Below are 19534 nucleotides of genomic sequence, written 5' to 3'. Positions count from 1 at the left end.
ACGATCCTTTTACTGGAGCACGGCCAACTGATAAGCCGTGTACTTGCGAATGTTGATCACGCCGGTGTCGAAGATCAGGTATTGACCCTTGATGCCCAGCAACGTGCCCTCGACCACCGGATCCTTGTCCAGGTTGAAGCTGACGATCTTCTTCGGGTAGGCCTGGACCGGATAGCGCATCTGCACCACCTCGGCATCGGCCAGCGGCTGGATCGCCTGCAGGCCGAACCGTGCCTGCAGCCCGCGCAGGCCCTCGGCGCAGGCATCGAAGATCTGCTCGCGCACGGCCGGCAAATCGAGTACCTCGGCATCGCCCTTGAGCAGGGTGCGCCAGTTGGTGCGGTCCGGCACCTGGCTGCGCAGCAGGTCTTCGACCAGCCCGGACTGCTGGCGCGTGGCAACGCGCAGGATCGGCAACGCCTGGCTGGCGCCCTGGTCGAGCCAGCGGGTGGGCAGTTGGGTGGCGCGGGTGATGCCGACCTTGATGCCCGACGAGTTGGCCAGGTAGACGATGTGGTCGGTCATGCAGAACTGCTCGCCCCACGACGGTTCGCGGCAGGTGCCGGCGTCGTAGTGGCAGCGCTCCGGCGCCATGATGCAGAGGTCGCACTGCGCCAGCTTGGTCATGCACGGGTAGCAATAGCCCTGGCTGAAGCTGGTCTTGGTGCGTTTGCCGCAATGACTGCAATGAATCGCGCCCAGGTACTCCAGGCGCAGGGTCTGGCCGATCAGCGGATTGACCGGCACCTGCTGTTCGCCAAGGCGAAAACTGTATTGCACCACCGGTGCGTCCAGGCGCACCGCCATCTTGCTCAAAGAGCCGCGAGCGAGTTCGATCAATGTACCGAGTCCGACTTGAACAGAATGTTGGGGATCGGCGCAGACTTGGACGCGCATTCCTGGGCGCCCATGTAGCCGGTGCGCTGCTCCTCGGGCAGGTTGCTGGCCTCCCAGGCGATCATGGCCTGCAACGACAGCTCTTTCTGCTCGGCGGTGAGCTTGCGGCCATCGGACCATTTGCCGATCTCCACGGCCGTCTTCAGGCTCTGGTAGATCTCGGGTGTGATGTTTTCGATCATTTGCGCGAAAGTGGACATGAACGTCTCCTGAATCAAGCCGACAGTTTACGCCGGGCCAGCAGCCCACCCAAGAGGCCGCTCAGGCAACCGATGAGCAGGCCGCCGACATGGGCGGCATTGGCGATCTGGCCGAAACCGAGCTGACCGACGACGCCGCTCAGGCAGACCACCAGCCAGATCAGCATCATTGCCAGGACGCCGCGAGGCAGTTCGAACAGCGGGTGCGGCGCCAGGCGCTGGTACAGCCAGAGGTAGCCGAGCAGGCCGTAGAGCACACCGGAGAGCCCGCCGAACAGGTTCGGGCCGCCGATGACATGCTGGGCCAGGTTCGACACCACGCCGAACACCAGCGTCAGGGCCAGCAGCGTCCATGGGCCTTGGCGCAGCTCGATGCGCCGCCCCAGTTCCCAGTACCACATGCCGTTCATCAGCAGGTGCAGCACGCCGAAGTGCACGAAGATGGGTGAAATCAGCCGCCACCACTGACCCTCGCCGAGGCTCTGGGCCAGGGGCACGAAGTACAGGTAATCGCCCTGCACCTGGTAGTCCTGGAAGGTGAACCCGCTCAAGGTGGCGAGGTTGTCGCCAAGGCCGGTCAGGCCCGCCACCACCAGGCACAGCAGCAGCACGGCGACGGTGACCTTGCAGGCGCGGGCCTGAGCCTTGAGCGAGGGCGCTGCGTTGTCCTGGGCCGGACGTTCGGGCGTGGCCAGTGCATGCAGGTCGGCGTCGCCTTCGCGATAGCGGCGGTACAGGTCCAACACCTGCTCAGCCAGTTCCGGCGGTGCCCACAGCACTTGATCGCTGCCCTCTTCCACCACCCGGTGCGGCACCTGCAACTGCTGGAGCAAGGTCACGAAGCCGCCCAGGTCGACCGACAAGGGCAGGCGCAGCACTTCGACCACGTTCATTGGCCGGCCTGCGGACGGTCGACATCGACCCAGACGAACTTGTGCGGGTCGACGCGGGTTTCCGCATCCAGCCGGTAGGCCACCAATTTGCCGTACAGCACTGCGCTGTAGTCCAGGCAGGCCAGGTTGGGGCGGATCGGCGCGGGATGACCGCTGCGCCAGTAGTGGCCGACGAACAGCAAGGGCTCGTCTTCGGCGTACCTCAGCAAGGCATTCTTCTGGCTGTGACTGAGCGGCGCGCGGGCCACTTCTTCGGGCAGAGCGTCAGGCTGGAACACGATGTCACCATAGGTCTGCGGGTCTTCCTCCCAGAACTTGGTGCGGAAGAACGCGCGGGTCAGGCCGTCGCCACCGGTCAGGGTCAGACCGCCGGGCAGGCGCATGTCGGTGCCGCGCAGCAAGCGGTTGCAGGCGGTCGCGGCGAAGCTGCCGGACACCGCCGAGGCCTGCACGAAGTGCGGATCGATACGTCCGTCCGGATGCTGGGCGCGCAATTGCGCGATCAGTGAGTGGTCCCAGCAGGCATGCACCAGCCGAAAGCGCTCGGCATCGATGAACAACGGCAAGGTGTAGAACCAGCGCAGGAAGTCGTGCCAGTCGCCCGGGTGCTGGGCGAACTGCTCCAGGGTCTCGTCGATCAGGCGCGCGTGGCGCGGCGTGTGCTCGCGTACGAAGGTCTTGCCGCTGCCCGGCAGCGCCGGGGTTTCCCAGGCCAGGGCGTTGTACTCATGGTTGCCCATGATGCAGTGCGCCTGCCCCGCTTCGACCATGTCGTGGACGATGTGCAACGCCTCGCGAATGCGCGGGCCGCGGTCGACGATGTCGCCGAGGAACAGCGCCTGGCGCCGTGGGTGACGCCACACGCCACCCACGCGGTGGTAGCCGAGGGCGTCGAGCAGGCGTTCGAGGGTCTGCGCGCAACCATGGACGTCACCGATGATGTCGAAACTGCGAGCCGGATCGAGCATCAGTCGTCCCTGCCGCCCAGACGGCTGCCCCAGCCGAGCTTGGTCCGGCAGACCTCGTAGTAGTTGTGCCCCAGCGGATGGATCAGGCGCAGCTTCTGCGACTTCTTGCTCACGGTGATGGTGTCGCCCGGTGCGCAGGTGAAATGGTTCTGGCCGTCACAGGACACCTGCGGATAGATCTGCAGGTCCTTGGCCACCACGATCTTCAGCTCGCTGTTGCCGTCGACCACGATCGGCCGCCCGGACAAGGTATGCGGGTACATCGGCACGATGACGATGGCGTCGAGCTTGGGGTGCATGATCGGCCCGCCCGCCGACAGCGCGTAGGCGGTGGAGCCGGTGGGCGTGGCCACGATCAGGCCGTCGGCCTTCTGGCTGCAGACGAACTGGCCGTCGATGTAGATCTCGAACTCGATCATCCGCGTCGACTTGCCCGGGTGCAGCACCACATCGTTGAGCGCATCGCCCTGGCCGATGGCCTCGTGGTGACGGCGCACCTCGGCCTGCAGCAGGAAACGGTTCTCGACCAGATAGTGACCGTCGAGCACCTCGGCGACCTTGGTCTCCAGTTCGTCGGGGCGAATGTCGGTGAGAAAGCCCAGGTTGCCGCGGTTGATGCCCAGCACCGGGATGTTATGGCGGGCCAGTGCGCGCGCAGCGCCGAGCAGGCTGCCATCGCCGCCGACCACGATGACCAGGTCGCAGACCTCGCCCAGCAGCTTGCGCGACGAGGTCTGCAGGCCATGACCGGGCAGCACTTCGGCGATGGTGTCCTCGAGAATCACGTGCAGGTGGCGCTCGAGCAGGAATTTCTTCAGTCGGCGAATGGTGTCGAGCACCTGCGAGCTACCGAGGCGACCGATGATACCGATATTGCGAAATTGCTCCATGGGGCTCCTGCAAGGCTCTGCGGCGGGTGACGATGGCGCGATTATGGGCGAAACCCCTGGCCAGCAGCAAACGGCCATCGCCCCGGCATACAGGGCGTGGGTCAGCATGAGTGGCGCCGATCGAAGAAACTCACCGCTAGGATCAACGAAAAACTATCATCCGACGCGCTACAGTCCACAGCAGGCGCCAGCAAGAGCGCCTCACTGACCTGATGACGAGGATCGACCATGCTTTCATCCACCCCGACGCCGCACTACGCGCGCCTGTCCATCATCCTGCACTGGCTGATGCTGGTGCTGCTCGCCGCGGTGTACGCCTGTATCGAGTTTCGCGGTCTGTTCCCCCGCGACAGCGCTGAACGCGACCTGATCAAGAGCCTGCACTTCATGCTCGGCCTGACCGTGTTCGTGCTGGTGTGGCTGCGCCTGGCCATGCGCGTGATGCGTCCGACGCCGCCGATCCTGCCCCGGCCACCGGCCTGGCAGACCGGCCTGGCGCACCTGATGCACGCATTGCTGTATCTGCTGATGATCGGCATGCCGATCGCCGGCTGGCTGATCCTCAGCGCAGCGGGCAAGCCCATCCCCTTCTATGGACTGGAATTGCCCGCGCTGATCGGCAAGGACCCGGACCTGGCCAAGTTCATCAAGGGCTGGCACGAGCAGGTCGGCACCTGGGGCTACTGGTTGATTGGCCTGCATGCGCTGGCCGGCCTCTACCACCACTACGTGCGCCGCGACAACACGCTGCTGCGCATGCTGCCTTACAAGTAACCGCGGCGCCCCTGCAGGCCGCCGGTGTGAACGAAGATCAGGCGAGTGCCACGGCCAAAGCGCCCAGCCTCGACCTGCTCGCGCAGCGCCAGCAGCGCCTTGCCGGTATACAGCGCCTCCAGGGGCACCTCGCTGTGGCGCTCGCTGGCGGCGATGAAGTCCAGCAATGCTTCGTCGATCCGGGCGAAGCCCCCGCGGCAAGCGGCGTGCAGGTGATAGCCCGAAGCGCCGACCAGCGCCGCGACGTTCTGCGCCGCGCCGTGGTCTTCGGGGACCGCCAGCGCACCGTGCACGGGATGCGCGCCCTGCTCGGCCTGCACCAGGCCAGCCAAGGTGGTGCCGGTCCCAACTGCCAGCCACCAGGCGTGATAGTCCGCCCAACCGAGTGCACCCAGTCCAGCACGGGCCTGCTCGACGATCTGCGCACACCCCACCAACCCGTCCTCGCCGGCGCCGCCTTCGGCGATGCAGTGCCAGCCCGGGTAGCGGGCCTGCCAGGGCCGCCAGAAGTCTTGATGGTGCCGCGCCCGATAACCCGCATAACCCAGCCAATGCAGCTGCATGCCGAACGCCTCCAAATCGCGAACCGTGGGCGTGTCCTGGCGATGACCACGCAACAGGCCGGCGGTAGCGAAGCCGAAGCGGCGACCCGCGGCCGCGAGGGCGTGCAGGTGATTGGAGTGGTTGCCGCCCAGGCTGATCAGGCCAGGCGAACCGGCCTGACGTGCGCGTTGCAAAGGCCGCTGCAGCTTGAACCACTTGTTGCCGCTGATCAGCGGGTCGATCAGGTCCAGGCGCAGGATCGCGCACTCGACGCCCGCCTGCGCCAGCCAGGGCAGGCGCAGCGGGTGCAGCGGCGCGGAGGGAAGGTCTGCGAACATCGGGCGTCTCGTCGAACAGCGGCAAGGCGCCCAAGATTAACAGCTCAACGCCGGGTGGTTCGCCAGCTGTGCGCATTGCCCACATCGATGAAGCGCTCCAGCGTCGGGTGCAGCACCTCGGCGGTTTCGATCCACTGCATCACCTCGCGCTCGGCGAACACGCCTTGCCCGATCAGATCGAACACATAGCCTTTGGCTGCGTCCACGGCAGCGATCTCGACATCGGCCAGATGGCGCATGTCGTTGAACAACCGTGGACCGCTGATCGCGGAAATCTCCCGCATGTACGCGGTGAAGCCGGGCTGATCGTGCAGTGGACGCTGTTCGGGCAACCGTGCCTGATCGAAACGCCGAACGATTTCGGCCTGCATCGCGTCGAGCAACGGATTCCCTGCCAGGCTGGCGAAGTGGCTGTTGTTCGGCCCTTTGAGCATGAGCAGATAGTTTTCCACCACCGCGCCAACAGCCAGCTGTCCCGGCCGCAGGCTGATCGTTTCGAGCGGCTTGAGCAGGCGGTCGTCCATGTCCAGGTACACCCCGCCCAGTTCGAACAGCAAGCGGTAGCGCAACACGTCGCTGGCTGCAGCGTGATTACGCCACTGTGGTTGCAGAAAAGCGTCGAACACTCGCCCCTGAGCGCTGGCTTTGAACGAGGTATAGAACGCTTCGCCGGCCAGGCTGACGAATGTCGCGCCGGGGTAACGCAGACGCAGGCGGGTCAATTGCGTCAAGGTCCGCAGCCGCCCCCCCTCACCCAGAAAATGCACCTGCAGGCTGTAGCCGCTTTGTCGGGCCAACGCCACATTGGATTTGAGCGTGGCATCGTGGGCAGCGATCAGCGCAGCGGCGCTACCGATCCATATCTGGTGAATGGCCTTGGGCACTGCCTCGCCCAGCGCCGCCGACTTGAGCATCGGCAATACCGGGCGATCGACGCACTCCAACTCGTAACGTGCCTGCTGGCGTTCGAGTTCACTGGGCAGGCGCGTGGGCCTGGTAACGCTGCGATGACGGGCGGCCAACGCATCGTATTCATAGAACAATCGGTTGTCGGCCGAATACCAGCGACAGGTATCCAGATCGAAATACACCAATTGACTGCGCTGACCATCGTGCAGACGATGCTCGACACCATCGGGCACCTGACTGCTGTTGATCCCACGTAGATACAGCAGTGCCGGTGCCCGCCCTACCGGCACCATCGGCATGCCGGCGCGCAGTTGCAGCTTCGGCATGACGTGCCAACGCGGCGAGCCAGCCATGCGCTCGACACGCGTATCAGGATTGGAAAACAGCGAACGGGCCAGCGGACCCTGACCGTCGCCCAGGTAGAAACGCGAGATTCCTTCCAGGCTGTCGTGTACCTCATAGACCCGGTAGTAGCGGCCGTCCAGCCGGACATGGAGCTTGCCGTCGGCGGCAAACAGGCCTTCGCGTACCCCTGTTTCGATCCGCACCAGCCCGGCCATGGGCGCAGAGCTCGGCACCGGCGTCAAGCTCAGACGCGCGCCCACCGACTGCAGACGTACCGGAGCCTGAGCGCGCGCTGCCGGGATCAGCGTGGGAAAACGGGCATTGGCCAGCCCGGTGATGCTGGTCAGGGCCTGTATCACGTATTCGCCTGCCTCTTGACGCTGGCCTTGAGCGTAGGCGGCATAGCCGTTGAACAGGTAGTAGCCTAACTCGGCCAGGTCCAATACCGTCATCACGCGCGCCGGAAATACCACGCTGAGCAGACGAAAAATCGCCACGGCGATTTCCAAGCCACGCTCAAGTGCCAGTTCTGCCTCGGATAAGGCCAAGCTGTCGGCTTCGGCAGCCAGGAAGGCGAGCCGATAATCGAAGACCTGCTGCGCGAGTGGCTTGTCGATCACGACCGTGGCGATCTGCGCTCCGCCCTTGCCTTCGGCGATTTGCCGCAACAGGGGATAGACGGCAGCCTGCTGATGCTTGCCGAAACGCGACAGCCAGTACCGCAGCGTTGCCTGCCAGGCTGATGGCATGCCGATTCCCGCCAGCTCCTGGCGCAGTATTGCGACCAGCGCGCTGCGCGACTGGCAGCGCCTGAATGGCTGCCCAGACGGGTGATCCGGAAGATAGCAGAGGATGGACGACTCACCACGAATGGAGAAGACCAGCACGTCCCGCAGCGAGTTACCACCGATCGCCAGGCCCTCCACCCGTGCGCCACTGCGTGGCGACTCGGAGGGCGCAAGCACCTCGAGCACCTGCCTATGCCCCGAGTCGTCGAGCACGCCACAGGCGTTGGCCAACAGCGCATCCAGGCGCAACCGCGTTTCGAACTGCGACAGCGCAGCGGTGCGGCTCGCCTCGAACCCCGCCTGCGTGGTCGGCCGCATCGCATCGGTGAGCAACTGCGCATAGCGCCCAGGCAAATCGAGTTGCTGCCCCAGCGTCTCCAGATAGGACGCGTTCAGGCGTGCGGCCTGGACGAGCGTAAGGCCCTCGAACTGAACCTGCCAGGAGGCATCGGCACGTGCATGCATGCGCATCGCCAGGTACTCCACCAGCGTGCACTCGACCACGCTGGGTTGGACATGCCCCCGCTCGGGCTCGACGCCCGGCGCAAGCTCCGAACCGATCGTCTCGGCTGAGAATTGAGTGATGGTGATCATCACCTTGACCTGCGCCGGGTCGATGGCCAAGCCGCGTGCGGCCAAGGCATCAGCAATGCGTTGGCCGGCGAAGGTCTCGAAAGACGGCAGTGCCAGCCAAAAGCGCTCGGCCTGGGCCTGCTGTTCCAGTAGCGACAGGATCAACGCGTCCAACTGCGCCTGACGCGTGGCAGTGAGCTCGCGCAGGCCCATCGGCAACTGGGCACGCAAGGCCTGTCGATGTGCAACGAAGGCCTGCAGGTCGTGCAGTGCACGCGGGGGTGATGCATCCAGCCCCAGTTGCGGGTTCCACAGCGAACGTCCGTTCGCCATCGCATTGCTGCGCCAGGCGGCGATCTGCTGCTCGGCCAGGGCTTCGAACGGGTTGTCGTCGATGGGCCGAGCGAACAGCTCGAAGCCACCGCCCAAGCGGGCGCGCTCGCCAAGGATCCGCGCTTGATCGACAGCGCCCAATCGACGCAGCAGCGCCTGCAACCAAGGCCCCTGCCCCGCCAATGCCATCGCCACCCCATGCAACGCCTCCTGCAAGTGCGCATGGGCTCTCACGAAACCGAAATAGCCGGTGCAATAGAGCACCGTGGTACCGGTCAGGGTCTGCCGTTCGGTCACTCGACCGAGCGCTGGCTGATAGCCCGCAGGCTCAGTGCACACCGCCATCACCCCAGGCAAAAGCACCTCTTGGCCGTCGCCCCAGGTCCGCGCGACCAGTGCATAGACACCGCGTCGGGTGCTGCGATCAACCAGACGCGGGTGCGCGACGATGTCCTCGACCAACGTCATGGCCTCAGGCGCGATCCATCCAGCCGCTGCGAACAATTCCACGGTCTCGCGCAGGCTTTGGCGCACCTGAATCTGCAAAGCCAAGCGTCGACTGTTCTCGGACACGCGTTGCGGCACGTCCCAATAGGTCAATGCGTCAGCCGCCCAGCGCGCCGCGACACGCTGCACATCGATCTGCTGCAACGCCTCACGCAGTTGCTTAAGGGTCAGGCCAGGCAACGCCTCGGGCAACTGCACGGCATCGGCACGCAACGACAGCGCCGCGTCAGCTGGCTCGAAGTCGCCTGGCGCCGCCGGCTGCCCCTGCCGAGCCTGTTGCAACAACTCGAACAACGAACGGGCCGCGAGCACTGCACGTTGCCCCGATTCATCGGCAGGGCCTAGCTGCAGCAGGTAGAGATCGAGGTCGAGCACGCCGGGCAGGCGGGCTTCGAACAAGGCACGGGCCGCCGTGTCGAGCGACGGCAGACCGTGGATGTCGGGCAGACCCTCTGGCAGTTGCGCCAGCAGCGCGGCGGACAGATCGAGCGAGGACATGAGGCACTCTCCAAGCGAAAAGCCTGGAGCTTGCCGAGGGCCCAACCGCCGCCGGTGCTAACTATGTAGAGCCCTCACAAGGCGGCGGCCAGCCGCGAACCTTGGTCAATGGCGCGCTTGGCGTCGAGTTCGGCGGCCACATCGGCGCCGCCGATCAGGTGTACCGATTGGCCCCTGGCCAGCAACCCGTCATGAAGTTCGCGCAAGGGCTCCTGGCCGGCGCAGACGACCACATTGTCCACCGCCAGCACCTGCGGCTCGCCGTCAGCAATGCGTACGTGCAGGCCTTCGTCGTCGATCTTCAGGTAGTCCACGGCGTTGAGCATCTGCACCCGCTTGTTCTTCAGGCCGGTGCGATGAATCCAGCCGGTGGTCTTGCCCAGGCCGTCGCCGACCTTGCTCTTCTTGCGTTGCAGCAAGTAGACCTGCCGTGCCGGCGCCTGCGGCTCGGGGTGGATCCCCGCTACACCACCACGGGCGCGCAGATCGGTGTCGATCCCCCATTCGCGCCAGAACGCCTCTCGGTCGAGGCTGGTGGCGGTGCCAGCGTGCACCAGGTACTCGGACACATCGAAGCCGATGCCGCCTGCGCCAATCACCGCCACGCGCTCACCCACCGGCTTGCGCTCAAGCAGCACGTCCAGGTAGCTCAGCACCTTGGCATGCTCGATACCGGGGATGGACGGGGTACGCGGAGTAATACCGGTGGCCAGGATCACCTCGTCGAAACCGCCCCCCACCAGGTCGTCGACGCCCACCCGCGTGTTCAAGCGCAGATGTACACCGGTCTGAGTCAGTTGGCTGGCGAAATAGCGCAGGGTTTCGTTGAACTCCTCTTTGCCCGGCACACGCTTGGCGACGTTGAACTGGCCTCCGATCTCACCTGCCGCGTCGAACAGGGTCACCTGATGACCGCGTTCGGCCGCCACGCTGGCCGCTGCCATCCCAGCGGGACCGGCGCCCACCACGGCGATGCGCTTGGCCACGGGCGCCGGCAGGTAGTTCAGCTCGGTCTCGTGGCAGGCGCGTGGGTTGACCAGGCAACTGGTGAGCTTGCCACCGAAGGTGTGATCCAGGCAGGCCTGGTTGCAGCCGATGCAGGTGTTGATCGCTGCCGCGCGCCCCTGCGCGGCCTTGTTGACGAATTCGGGATCGGCAAGGAAAGGCCTGGCCATGGACACCATGTCGGCGTCGCCCTCGGCCAGTACCCGCTCGGCCACCTCCGGGGTGTTGATGCGATTGGTGGTGATCAACGGGATGCCCACCGCGCCGCGCAGCTTGGCAGTGACCTTGCTGAACGCCGCCCGCGGCACCTTGGTGGCGATAGTCGGGATCCGTGCCTCGTGCCAGCCGATACCGGTGTTGATCAGCGTGGCGCCCGCCTGCTCGATGGCCTTGGCCAGCTGCTCGATTTCCGCCCAGTCGCTGCCACCTTCGACCAGGTCGAGCATCGACAGGCGGAAGATGATGATGAATTCGCGGCCCACCGCTTCGCGCACCCGGCGCACGATCTCCACCGCCAGGCGCATGCGGTTCTCATAGCTGCCACCCCAGCGGTCGGTACGCTGGTTGGTGTGGGCGGCGAGGAACTGATTGATGAAGTAGCCTTCCGAGCCCATCACCTCGACCCCGTCGTAACCCGCGGACTGGGCCAGGCGCGCGCAGTTGACGAAATCGCCTATCTGCCTCTCGATGCCCTCTTCGTCCAGCGCCTTGGGCTTGAACGGGTTGATCGGTGCCTGGATCGCACTCGGGGCGACCTGACGGGGACTGTAGGCGTAGCGTCCGGCGTGCAGGATCTGCAAGCAGATCTTGCCGCCTGCGGCATGCACCGCGTCAGTGACCAGGCGATGCTGTTCGGCCTCCTGTTCGGTGCTGAGCTTGGCGGCACCGGCGTACACGCCGCCTTCGTCATTCGGTGCGATGCCGCCGGTCACCATCAGGCCGACGCCGCCGCGCGCACGCTCGGCAAAATAGGCGGCCATGCGCTCGAAGCCGCCGGGACGCTCTTCCAGACCGGTGTGCATGGAGCCCATCAGGGTGCGGTTGCGCAGTACAGTGAAGCCCAGGTCGAGAGGGGCCAGCAGGTGGGGATAGTGTTGAGCGGCCATGGAGGTCTCCACAGAGGGCATGATCACGGAATGCGGGCGCCTCGTCCGGGGCCCGTCGGTTGTCTGGCAGTGACATTAAACAGGCGTTTGAACGGGCTCAATGATCGAAACTGACAATTCGTTGATCCTGACGTGCAGCACGACTACCCTAGGACACCGTCCTTTCAAGGTGCCGTATCGCTTCATGCGCAAACTTCTGGCAAGCGCTCTGGCGCTGGTGATGATCGCCGCCCTGTGCGGCTACGCGTTCTGGACCCAGCAGCGCCCGGAAGGCCACTTCCTCTCCGACCTGCGCATCGAGCGGGTGCTCGACCAAGGCGTGCCTGGCGATCGTGGCAATCTGCTGGGGATCGAGCCGCTGCTCTACCCTAGCGACTACCAAAACCTCGAACGCCTGCACCGCAAGCTCTCGGCTTACCTGAGTCAAGCCCGTGATCAGGGCCTGGTCAGCTCGCGCACGGTGGTGGTGCTGCCCGAGCACATCGGCACCTGGCTGTGGACGCGCGGCGAGAAGAACGAGCTGTACCAGGCCACTCGCTTGCGCGACGCCTGGCAATGGCTGGAATTGAGCAACCCCTTGCACTACGGCCTGGCCATGCTGGCCGCGACCGGCGACGACCGTCGCTCAGACGCGCATCTGCGCATGAAGGCGCGGCAGATGGCGACCGACTATCAGCAGCTCTTCGGCGGTCTGGCCCGCGAGTTCGGCGTCACCCTGGTGGCCGGTTCCATCGTGCTGCCAGCGCCCTACGTCGAAGAGGGCCGACTCAAGGTCGGCAGCGGCCCGCTGTACAACAGCAGCCTGGTGTTCGCCAGTGATGGCTCGCCGCTTGGGCAACCGCAGTTGCAGCAGTATGTCGACAGTGAAGCACGGCGTTACATCGACGATGGCCAGTCACGCCCATTGCAGGTGCTGCAGACCGCGGCCGGGCGCCTGGGGGTGCTGGTCGGCAGCGACAGTTGGTACCCGCGCAACCACGAACAACTGGTGCGCCAATCGGCACAATTGATCGCCAATCCCGTATTTCTCAGCGGCAAGGGCAGTTGGCAACAACCGTGGCGGGGCAATCGCCATCAAGCTGCGGCGGCCGAGTTGCCGCTGGCCAAGGGCCAGACCAGCGAAGAGATGGCGTGGCACCAGTTGACCCGAGCGGCCAACCCTGGCCTGCCCAGCCTCAGCGTATTCATGCGTGGACAGTTCTGGGAGCTGGGCAGCGACGGCCAGGGTTTCGCCAACCAGGCAGGCGAGCAGTTGGTGGGCCGACCGAGCCCGGGCGCGCGCCTGCTGAACCTGTGGCTGTAGATTGATGCGCGAGCGCGTGCGCCTGGGTGATCTGTCAGTCGGATTCGTCCAGCCTTTGACCCAAGCCATGCGTGAACTGGGCCATGATCCGGCACCCTTGCTACAGCGCTACGGCCTGGATACACCGCGCCTGGATGAGGCCGGGGCACGCTTGTCGATCCCGCGCTACATGCACCTGGGTCATGCGGCGATCGAGCTGTGTGGCGAGCCGGCGCTGGGTCTGCACATGGGCCGCCTCAGCCGGCTGGCGCAGGCAGGCCTGGCCGGCGTGACCGCCGCGCAGGCACCGACCGTGCGCGAAGCGGCGCACACACTGCTGCGTTTCGAGCCACTGTATGCCGCCAACTACAGGGGCAGCTCTGCGTTCATCGAAGACCCACAGGGCGCCTGGCTGCGGTTCTACTCGATCAGCCCCTACAACGCCTATAACCGCTTCGTCGTCGACTCGGTGCTTTCCGGGTGGCTGGCGCAACTGTCAGCCGTAACGGGCACACCCGCCATCGCTGACCGTTTGGAAATCGAGTTCGAAGCGCCTGCGTACTGCGCCCAGTATCAAAGCCTGTGCAGTGCGCCTGTGCAGTTCGATGCCGGCTGCAATCAACTGCACCTTGCACACGAGGTGCTCGATGCGCGCAACCCGCAGCACTGCCCCAGCACCTGGCGACATTTGCTGCAACTGTGCGAAGCCGAGTGGGTACAGCGCACCCGTGTGCGCAGCCTGAGCGAGCGCATCATTCATCTGCTGGGCCCCTTGCTCAGCGGTGGACGCGAGCCTGACTTGGAGCAGGTGTCGCAACAGTTGCACATGCCCAGTTGGACCTTGCGGCGCAAGCTTGCTGAAGAGGGCACGAGTTTCCGCAGCCTGCTCAACGACACACGACGCGACCTCGCGCAGACCTACATCCGCGATACCGCGCTGGCCTTCGGGGAGATCGCCTATCTGTTGGGGTTCGCTTCGGCAGAGGCCTTCCAGCGCGCATTCAAGCGCTGGACGGGCCTGACGCCGGGGGAGTTTCGCCGCCAGCAGCGGCGAATGGGTTAAAGCTCGGTGGCATCTTCTGCCTGCTCGGGGATGTCCAGTTCGTACGCCTGGAACTCAAGCAACTCTTCCTGATAATCGTCCATGGGCCTGCGTCCTCTCGCTCATCTTCTCGTCTGTGGCCGTCACGCTAAGCGGGCCAGGTTAAAACATCATGACAAACATATGAGCGAGGACATCAGCGAGAGGTTCACTCGCTCTGTTGCACCGGTGCGGTCTGCTCGTCGCTGGCGGGCGCTGGAGACTGCACCTGGAGGGGCGCGGGATCGGCCGGCGGCGCCACGGGCTGGGAACCTTGACTGTCGTCGAGGGCTGGGGCTGCCGAGGTCTGATTCGCCGTAGGCACCGGTGCAGGCTCGACTGGACTTTGCGGGACCGCCTGGACGGGACTGACCGGTGTCGCCGCCGCTGCCGGAGGATTGGCCGGTGTCAGCCCCGCGGGCTCCGGCAGTCCCAACGCCTGCGCAGGTTGTTGCGCCTTTGGTGCTTCGGCCTGCGGCTCGAGCCTGCTCGACGTGCGCGGCTTGGGCAGGTAGTTCTCCACCAACGCGAAATAGCGGTCGTAGAACTGCGGCGAGGACACCGTTTCGCTGGCGACCTTGACCATGGAATCGTCGGTGGAGCCGATAGGCATCGACAACGAGCCCAGCACGCCCACACCGACACTGGCCGAGGTGTTGGATTTCTTCAGGGCGTAGCGGTCCTGCAAGGCGTTGGCGAAGATGGTCGAGCGCTGCTCGTCGTTGCTGTCCGGCACGCAGGTGATGTTGAAGCTGATCTGCAGATGGTTCTCGGCGTTCTGCTGGAAACTCTTGTTGCCCGCCACCTGATTGGCATCGCTGCTGGTGATGATGTAGCCCTGGCTCAGCAAGGCTCGGCGTGCTGCCTCGCATGAACCGGCCTCCCCCACCGCGAAGGTGCGCGAGAAGGTGCCTGAGTCGGCGAAGTTTTCATGCTCGTAGACCGCTGCCTTCTTCGTGGCGCAGCCGGCGAGGCCCGCCAGCGTCAGGGCCAGCCCGAGCGCTACGCAGACGTTAGATCTGGACATTGTCGATTCCGGGTAAACGAATGGGGCGTATTGTGCAACACATCCCTCGATGGCAGGAACCGCCGGTCGATGAAGATGCGTTCAGCATCGCACCTGCAAGGTTTTGGCCAGGCCTGTAATAGCAGGCACAAAAAAAGCGACCCACAGGTCGCTTGATTTGAGCTTCGAGGCGTTCAGTGACCTCGAGGCGAGTATGGCGCAGCGGACGGGACTCGAACCCGCGACCCCCGGCGTGACAGGCCGGTATTCTAACCGACTGAACTACCGCTGCGTATCGCACAGGCCATGGCCTGTTTGAAACTGGGATCTGCTCGCCGGCGCAAGACGCTGGCGTTGCAGGCACAAAAAAGGCGACTCGTTTCATCGCCTTGATTGCCGCCTCGAAGAGTTCTAGGGCTTCGAAGCATAAGATGGCGCAGCGGACGGGACTCGAACCCGCGACCCCCGGCGTGACAGGCCGGTATTCTAACCGACTGAACTACCGCTGCGTATCTCACAGGCCGAGGCCTGCTTGAAACTAGGATCTGGCCTTAAGGATTTGCCTTATGACCACGGACCGGTGAATCTCACCCATCCGTTGAAGAAGTGGCGCAGCGGACGGGACTCGAACCCGCGACCCCCGGCGTGACAGGCCGGTATTCTAACCGACTGAACTACCGCTGCGCATAGTGGACTTGCGTCCTGTTCCTCTCTGCTGGAAAGCTTCGTTGGAAGCGTTCCGGTCCAGGAACTCTCAGGAAGTGGTGGGTGATGACGGGATCGAACCGCCGACCCTCTGCTTGTAAGGCAGATGCTCTCCCGGCTGAGCTAATCACCCCCGCGATGTTGCTTGTTGCGTTTGCTTCGCTGAGGCCGCGAAATTTACGCAGGTGCCGAAGCTAAGTCAATAGCCCTGTTGAGTTTTTTTTCAAAAACAGCGGAAAGCTTCAAGCCGCAAGTGGCGAGAAAAAGCCTGATCGCATATGAACGCGCCGGCAGGCTCGACAGCGCTCCTACTTGTAGCTTGCCGCTTAAAACTTGCCGCTCAGTTGTAGATCATCTTGCGGGTCATGCCGCCGTCGACCACGAACTCCTGGCCGGTGACGAAGCTGGCCTGACGCGACAGCAACCAGACCACCAGCGCAGCCACATCCTCCACAGTCCCTACCCGACCTGCCGGGTGCTGGGCGTGGTCGGCGTCGCTCAAAGGCTCGGCGCGGCGCTGCGACGGGTCGCGTGCGTCAATCCAGCCGGGGCTCACCGCGTTGACGCGAATCTCCGGCGCCAGGCTGATGGCCAAGGCATGGGTCAGGGCAACCAGGCCACCCTTGCTCGCGGCATAGGCCTCGGTATCCGGTTCAGACTGACGGGCGCGGGTCGACGCCAGGTTGACGATCGAACCGCCGTGGGCACGCAGGTACGGTGCACAATGCTTGGCCAGCAGCATCGCACCGCTGAGGTTGACCGCCAGCACCCGGTTCCACTGCGCCAGACTGAGGCTTTCCAGGGTGTGGTTGTGGGGATTGGCGATGGCCGCGTTGCACACCAGCGCATCCAGACGACCGAACTGGCCGAGCACCTCGGCGACGCCCGCGATGACCTGGGCCTCGTCGGCCACATCCATGGCGATGAACCAGGCATTGCTGCCCAGTGCCTTGGCCACCTTGGCGCCGCGTGGGCGATCCAGGTCGGTAAGCACCACTTGCCAGCCTTCGCAGATCAGCCAGGCGGCGATGCCCAGACCAATGCCGCGCGCGGCCCCGGTCACCAGGGCGACCCGACCGTTGTGGTCGGGCGCCTCACCTGGCCAGTCGATCACAGCGCGGCCAGGCCGCGGGCGAGATCGGCCTGCAGATCGGCCACGTCTTCCAGTCCCACGGCCACGCGAATGAGGCTGTCACGAATACCGGCAGCTTCGCGCTCCTGTGGCGTCAGGCGACCATGGGAAGTGGTTGCCGGATGGGCAATGGTGGTCTTGCTGTCACCCAGGTTGGTGGTGATGGAGATCACCCGAGTGGCGTCGATGAAGCGCCAGGCGCCCTCTTTGCCACCCTTGACCTCGAAGCTGACGACCGCGCCGAAACCACTCATCTGCCGTTTGGCCAACTCATGCTGGGGATGGCTGGGCAGACCCGCGTAGTGCACTTTCTCGATACCGTCCTGGCGCTCCAGCCATTCGGCCAAGGCCTGAGCGCTCTCGCAATGCGCACGCATGCGCAGCTTGAGCGTCTCCAGGCCCTTGGTGAAGATCCACGCATTGAAGGGGCTGAGCGTCGGGCCTGCGGTGCGCAGGAAACCCACCACTTCCTTCATCTGCTCGGCACGCCCGGCTACCGCACCGCCCATGCAACGGCCCTGGCCGTCGATGAACTTGGTCGCGGAATGGAAGACGATGTCGGCGCCCAGCTTCAGAGGCTGCTGCAGCGCTGGCGTGCTGAAGCAGTTGTCCACCACCAGCATCGCATCACCGGCGTGGGCGATATCGGCCAGCGCGCGGATGTCCACCAGCTCGGCCAGTGGATTGGACGGCGACTCGACGATCAAGAGTTTGGTGTTGGTCTTCAGCGCACTCTTCCAGGCCCCCAGATCGACCAGCGGCACGTAGTCCACCTGCAGGCCGAAACGCTTGAAGTACTTCTCGAACAAGCTGATGGTCGAGCCAAAGACACTCTGCGACACCAGCACATGATCGCCAGCGCTGCACAGCGACATGACCACGGCCAGAATCGACGCCATGCCCGTGGAGGTAGCCACGGCCTGCTCGGCCCCCTCCATCGCCGCCAGGCGCTCTTCGAAGGCGCGCACCGTCGGGTTGGTGTAGCGCGAATAGACGTTACCTGGCGTTTCACCAGCAAACCGCGCAGCCGCATCGGCCGCGGTGCGGAACACATAGCTGGAGGTCAGGAACAGCGCTTCGCTGTGCTCGGCCTCAGGCGTCCGGTGCTGGCCGGCGCGCACTGCCAGGGTGTCGAAACCGACACCCTCCAAGTCGCTGTCCAGCCGTCCGGCCTCCCATTGATCCGTCATGCCGTACTCCTCACAAAGTGCAGATCAGTTGTTGTACAGGTCGATGATCGCGCTGACGGCCTGGGTCTTGACCTTGGCAGCGTCATTGCGCGCCTGTTCGATCCGCTCCAGGTAGACGTCGTCGATGTCGCCGGTGACGTACTCACCGTTGAACACCGCGCAATCGAAATGCTCGATCTTGATCTTGCCGCCACCGACCGAGTCGATCAGGTCCGGGAGGTCCTGATAGATCAGCCAGTCGGCGCCGATCAACTCGGCCACCTGTTCAGTGGTACGGTTGTGGGCGATCAGCTCGTGAGCGCTCGGCATGTCGATGCCGTAGACGTTGGGGTAGCGTACAGCGGGCGCTGCGGAGCAGAAGTAGACATTCTTCGCCCCGGCCTCGCGGGCCATCTGAATGATCTGTTTGCAGGTGGTGCCGCGCACGATCGAGTCGTCCACCAGCATCACGTTCTTGCCACGGAATTCCAATTCGATGGCATTGAGCTTTTGCCGTACCGACTTCTTGCGTGCCGCCTGGCCAGGCATGATGAAGGTGCGGCCGATGTAACGGTTCTTGACGAAGCCTTCACGGAATTTCACGCCCAGGTGGTTGGCCAGTTCCAGGGCTGCGGTGCGGCTGGTGTCCGGAATCGGGATGACCACGTCGATGTCGTGCTCGGGGCGCTCGCGACGGATCTTGTCGGCCAGCTTCTCACCCATGCGCAGACGCGCCTTGTACACCGACACGCCATCCATGATGGAGTCGGGGCGGGCCAGGTAGACGTGCTCGAAGATGCACGGTTGCAACAGGGGGGCCTCAGCGCACTGCTTGGTGTGCATCTGTCCGTCTTCGGTGATGTACACCGCTTCGCCCGGCGCCAGGTCGCGGATCAGGGTAAAGCCCAGCACGTCCAGGGCCACGCTTTCGGAGGCAATCATGTACTCGACGCCTTCGTCGGTGTGGCGCTGGCCGAAGACCACCGGACGAATGCCGTTGGGGTCACGGAAACCGACGATACCGTAGCCGGTGATCATCGCCACCACGGCGTAGCCACCGACACAGCGGCTGTGCACATGGGACACCGCCGCGAACACATCGTCCTCGGTCGGCTGCAGCTTGCCGCGTACGGCCAGCTCGTGGGCAAACACGTTGAGCAGCACTTCCGAGTCGGAGTTGGTGTTGACGTGACGCAGGTCGGACTCGTAGATCTCCTTGGCCAACTGCTCGACGTTGGTCAAATTACCGTTGTGCGCCAAGGTGATGCCGTACGGCGAGTTGACATAGAACGGCTGGGCCTCGGCCGAAGTCGAGCTGCCCGCGGTGGGGTAGCGCACGTGGCCGATGCCCATGTGACCGACCAGGCGCTGCATGTGGCGCTGCTGGAATACATCGCGCACCAAGCCATTATCCTTGCGCAGGAACAACCGGCCATCATGGCTGGTCACGATACCGGCAGCGTCCTGGCCGCGGTGCTGGAGGACCGTTAGCGCGTCATACAGCGCCTGATTGACGTTCGACTTACCGACGATACCGACGATGCCACACATGCGACGCAACCCCTACTTTGATGAAACGGAGTGAAAAGCGC

The 19534-nt window shown here is 64.5% G+C and carries 15 protein-coding genes and 4 tRNA genes; 3 read left to right on the top strand and 16 right to left on the bottom strand.

Annotation, left to right across the window (positions count from 1 at the left end):
• Positions 1–9 precede the first annotated feature (9 nt).
• Genes NJ69_RS04035 through NJ69_RS04015 form a run of 5 tightly spaced genes read right to left on the bottom strand, consistent with a single transcriptional unit; the run spans position 10 to position 3848 of the window.
• Entirely contained in the window at positions 10–840 is an 831-nt protein-coding gene (locus NJ69_RS04035) for a DUF2797 domain-containing protein (protein WP_039576375.1), read from the bottom strand.
• A complete protein-coding gene (locus tag NJ69_RS04030; protein WP_029614797.1) occupies positions 837–1097 on the bottom strand; it encodes a YeaC family protein in 261 nt (86 codons plus the stop codon). The genes NJ69_RS04035 and NJ69_RS04030 overlap by 4 nt, the downstream gene beginning before the upstream one ends.
• Positions 1098–1111: 14 nt before the next feature.
• Complete coding sequence (locus NJ69_RS04025) at positions 1112–1990, bottom strand: rhomboid family intramembrane serine protease (protein WP_039576372.1); 879 nt, start codon at positions 1988–1990, stop codon at positions 1112–1114.
• Positions 1987–2961: a metallophosphoesterase gene (locus tag NJ69_RS04020; RefSeq protein ID WP_209435533.1), complete on the bottom strand. Its 975-nt coding sequence runs from the start codon at positions 2959–2961 to the stop codon at positions 1987–1989. The genes NJ69_RS04025 and NJ69_RS04020 overlap by 4 nt, the downstream gene beginning before the upstream one ends.
• The gene (locus NJ69_RS04015; RefSeq protein ID WP_039576369.1) at positions 2958–3848 is read right to left on the bottom strand and encodes an NAD(+) kinase; all 891 of its coding nucleotides are present in this window, start codon (positions 3846–3848) and stop codon (positions 2958–2960) included. The genes NJ69_RS04020 and NJ69_RS04015 overlap by 4 nt, the downstream gene beginning before the upstream one ends.
• Positions 3849–4076: 228 nt before the next feature.
• On the opposite strand from NJ69_RS04015, the gene NJ69_RS04010 reads away from it, so the two are divergent.
• Positions 4077–4622 (top strand): cytochrome b, encoded by a 546-nt coding sequence (locus NJ69_RS04010; RefSeq protein ID WP_039576368.1) that lies wholly within the window; start codon positions 4077–4079, stop codon positions 4620–4622.
• On the opposite strand, the gene NJ69_RS04005 is transcribed toward NJ69_RS04010, so the two are convergent.
• The 3 genes from NJ69_RS04005 to NJ69_RS03995 form a co-directional block, all read right to left on the bottom strand.
• Entirely contained in the window at positions 4613–5503 is an 891-nt protein-coding gene (locus tag NJ69_RS04005; protein WP_039576366.1) for a 1-aminocyclopropane-1-carboxylate deaminase/D-cysteine desulfhydrase, read from the bottom strand. The two genes, NJ69_RS04010 and NJ69_RS04005, sit on opposite strands and share 10 nt — an antisense overlap.
• Before the next feature lie 44 nt (positions 5504–5547).
• A complete protein-coding gene (locus tag NJ69_RS04000) occupies positions 5548–9456 on the bottom strand; it encodes a dermonecrotic toxin domain-containing protein (RefSeq protein WP_039576364.1) in 3909 nt (1302 codons plus the stop codon).
• Positions 9457–9530: 74 nt separating this feature from the next.
• A complete protein-coding gene (locus NJ69_RS03995) occupies positions 9531–11567 on the bottom strand; it encodes an NADPH-dependent 2,4-dienoyl-CoA reductase (protein WP_039576362.1) in 2037 nt (678 codons plus the stop codon).
• A 184-nt stretch (positions 11568–11751) separates the two neighbouring features.
• Between NJ69_RS03995 and NJ69_RS03990 the strand changes: the two genes are divergently transcribed.
• Together NJ69_RS03990 and NJ69_RS03985 are read left to right on the top strand one after the other, a co-directional pair.
• The gene (locus NJ69_RS03990) at positions 11752–12870 is read left to right on the top strand and encodes a nitrilase-related carbon-nitrogen hydrolase (RefSeq protein ID WP_039583085.1); all 1119 of its coding nucleotides are present in this window, start codon (positions 11752–11754) and stop codon (positions 12868–12870) included.
• A 1-nt stretch (position 12871) separates the two neighbouring features.
• Positions 12872–13912, top strand: coding sequence for an AraC family transcriptional regulator (locus NJ69_RS03985; protein WP_039576360.1), 1041 nt, complete (start codon positions 12872–12874; stop codon positions 13910–13912).
• Positions 13913–14099: 187 nt separating this feature from the next.
• Here the strand turns inward: NJ69_RS03985 and NJ69_RS03980 are convergent, their stop codons facing one another.
• From NJ69_RS03980 to purF, 8 genes are all read right to left on the bottom strand, one after another.
• Positions 14100–14957 (bottom strand): DUF2242 domain-containing protein, encoded by an 858-nt coding sequence (locus NJ69_RS03980; protein WP_039576358.1) that lies wholly within the window; start codon positions 14955–14957, stop codon positions 14100–14102.
• A gap of 194 nt (positions 14958–15151) precedes the next feature.
• Positions 15152–15228, bottom strand: a tRNA-Asp gene (locus tag NJ69_RS03975).
• 140 nt (positions 15229–15368) lie between these two features.
• Positions 15369–15445 (bottom strand) — tRNA-Asp (locus NJ69_RS03970).
• 98 nt (positions 15446–15543) lie between these two features.
• Positions 15544–15620, bottom strand: a tRNA-Asp gene (locus NJ69_RS03965).
• Positions 15621–15698: 78 nt separating this feature from the next.
• Positions 15699–15774, bottom strand: a tRNA-Val gene (locus NJ69_RS03960).
• Positions 15775–15981: 207 nt separating this feature from the next.
• Positions 15982–16755: an SDR family oxidoreductase gene (locus tag NJ69_RS03955; protein WP_039576356.1), complete on the bottom strand. Its 774-nt coding sequence runs from the start codon at positions 16753–16755 to the stop codon at positions 15982–15984.
• A complete protein-coding gene (locus NJ69_RS03950; protein ID WP_029614186.1) occupies positions 16752–17963 on the bottom strand; it encodes an O-succinylhomoserine sulfhydrylase in 1212 nt (403 codons plus the stop codon). Before NJ69_RS03950 ends, NJ69_RS03955 begins: the two co-directional genes overlap by 4 nt.
• Positions 17964–17987: 24 nt before the next feature.
• Positions 17988–19493, bottom strand: coding sequence for an amidophosphoribosyltransferase (purF, locus tag NJ69_RS03945; protein WP_039576355.1), 1506 nt, complete (start codon positions 19491–19493; stop codon positions 17988–17990).
• Between the last annotated feature and the right edge of the window lie 41 nt (positions 19494–19534).

Source organism: Pseudomonas parafulva (genome assembly GCF_000800255.1).
Classification (GTDB): domain Bacteria; phylum Pseudomonadota; class Gammaproteobacteria; order Pseudomonadales; family Pseudomonadaceae; genus Aquipseudomonas; species Aquipseudomonas boreofloridensis.
The sequence above is the reverse complement of the archived record's forward strand: the minus strand, read 5'-3'. Positions and strand labels throughout refer to the sequence as shown.

Excerpts from the sequence above, each read along its gene's own strand:
- NJ69_RS03950 (WP_029614186.1), bottom strand. The coding sequence starts at position 17,963 with ATGACGGATCAATGGGAGGCCGGACGGCTGGACAGCGACTTGGAGGGT.
- NJ69_RS04025 (WP_039576372.1), bottom strand. The coding sequence starts at position 1,990 with ATGAACGTGGTCGAAGTGCTGCGCCTGCCCTTGTCGGTCGACCTGGGC.
- NJ69_RS04030 (WP_029614797.1), bottom strand. The coding sequence starts at position 1,097 with ATGTCCACTTTCGCGCAAATGATCGAAAACATCACACCCGAGATCTAC.
- NJ69_RS04000 (WP_039576364.1), bottom strand. The coding sequence starts at position 9,456 with ATGTCCTCGCTCGATCTGTCCGCCGCGCTGCTGGCGCAACTGCCAGAG.
- purF (WP_039576355.1), bottom strand. The coding sequence starts at position 19,493 with ATGTGTGGCATCGTCGGTATCGTCGGTAAGTCGAACGTCAATCAGGCG.
- NJ69_RS03995 (WP_039576362.1), bottom strand. The coding sequence starts at position 11,567 with ATGGCCGCTCAACACTATCCCCACCTGCTGGCCCCTCTCGACCTGGGC.
- NJ69_RS03980 (WP_039576358.1), bottom strand. The coding sequence starts at position 14,957 with ATGTCCAGATCTAACGTCTGCGTAGCGCTCGGGCTGGCCCTGACGCTG.
- NJ69_RS04015 (WP_039576369.1), bottom strand. The coding sequence starts at position 3,848 with ATGGAGCAATTTCGCAATATCGGTATCATCGGTCGCCTCGGTAGCTCG.
- NJ69_RS03990 (WP_039583085.1), top strand. The coding sequence starts at position 11,752 with ATGCGCAAACTTCTGGCAAGCGCTCTGGCGCTGGTGATGATCGCCGCC.
- NJ69_RS04005 (WP_039576366.1), bottom strand. The coding sequence starts at position 5,503 with ATGTTCGCAGACCTTCCCTCCGCGCCGCTGCACCCGCTGCGCCTGCCC.
- NJ69_RS04010 (WP_039576368.1), top strand. The coding sequence starts at position 4,077 with ATGCTTTCATCCACCCCGACGCCGCACTACGCGCGCCTGTCCATCATC.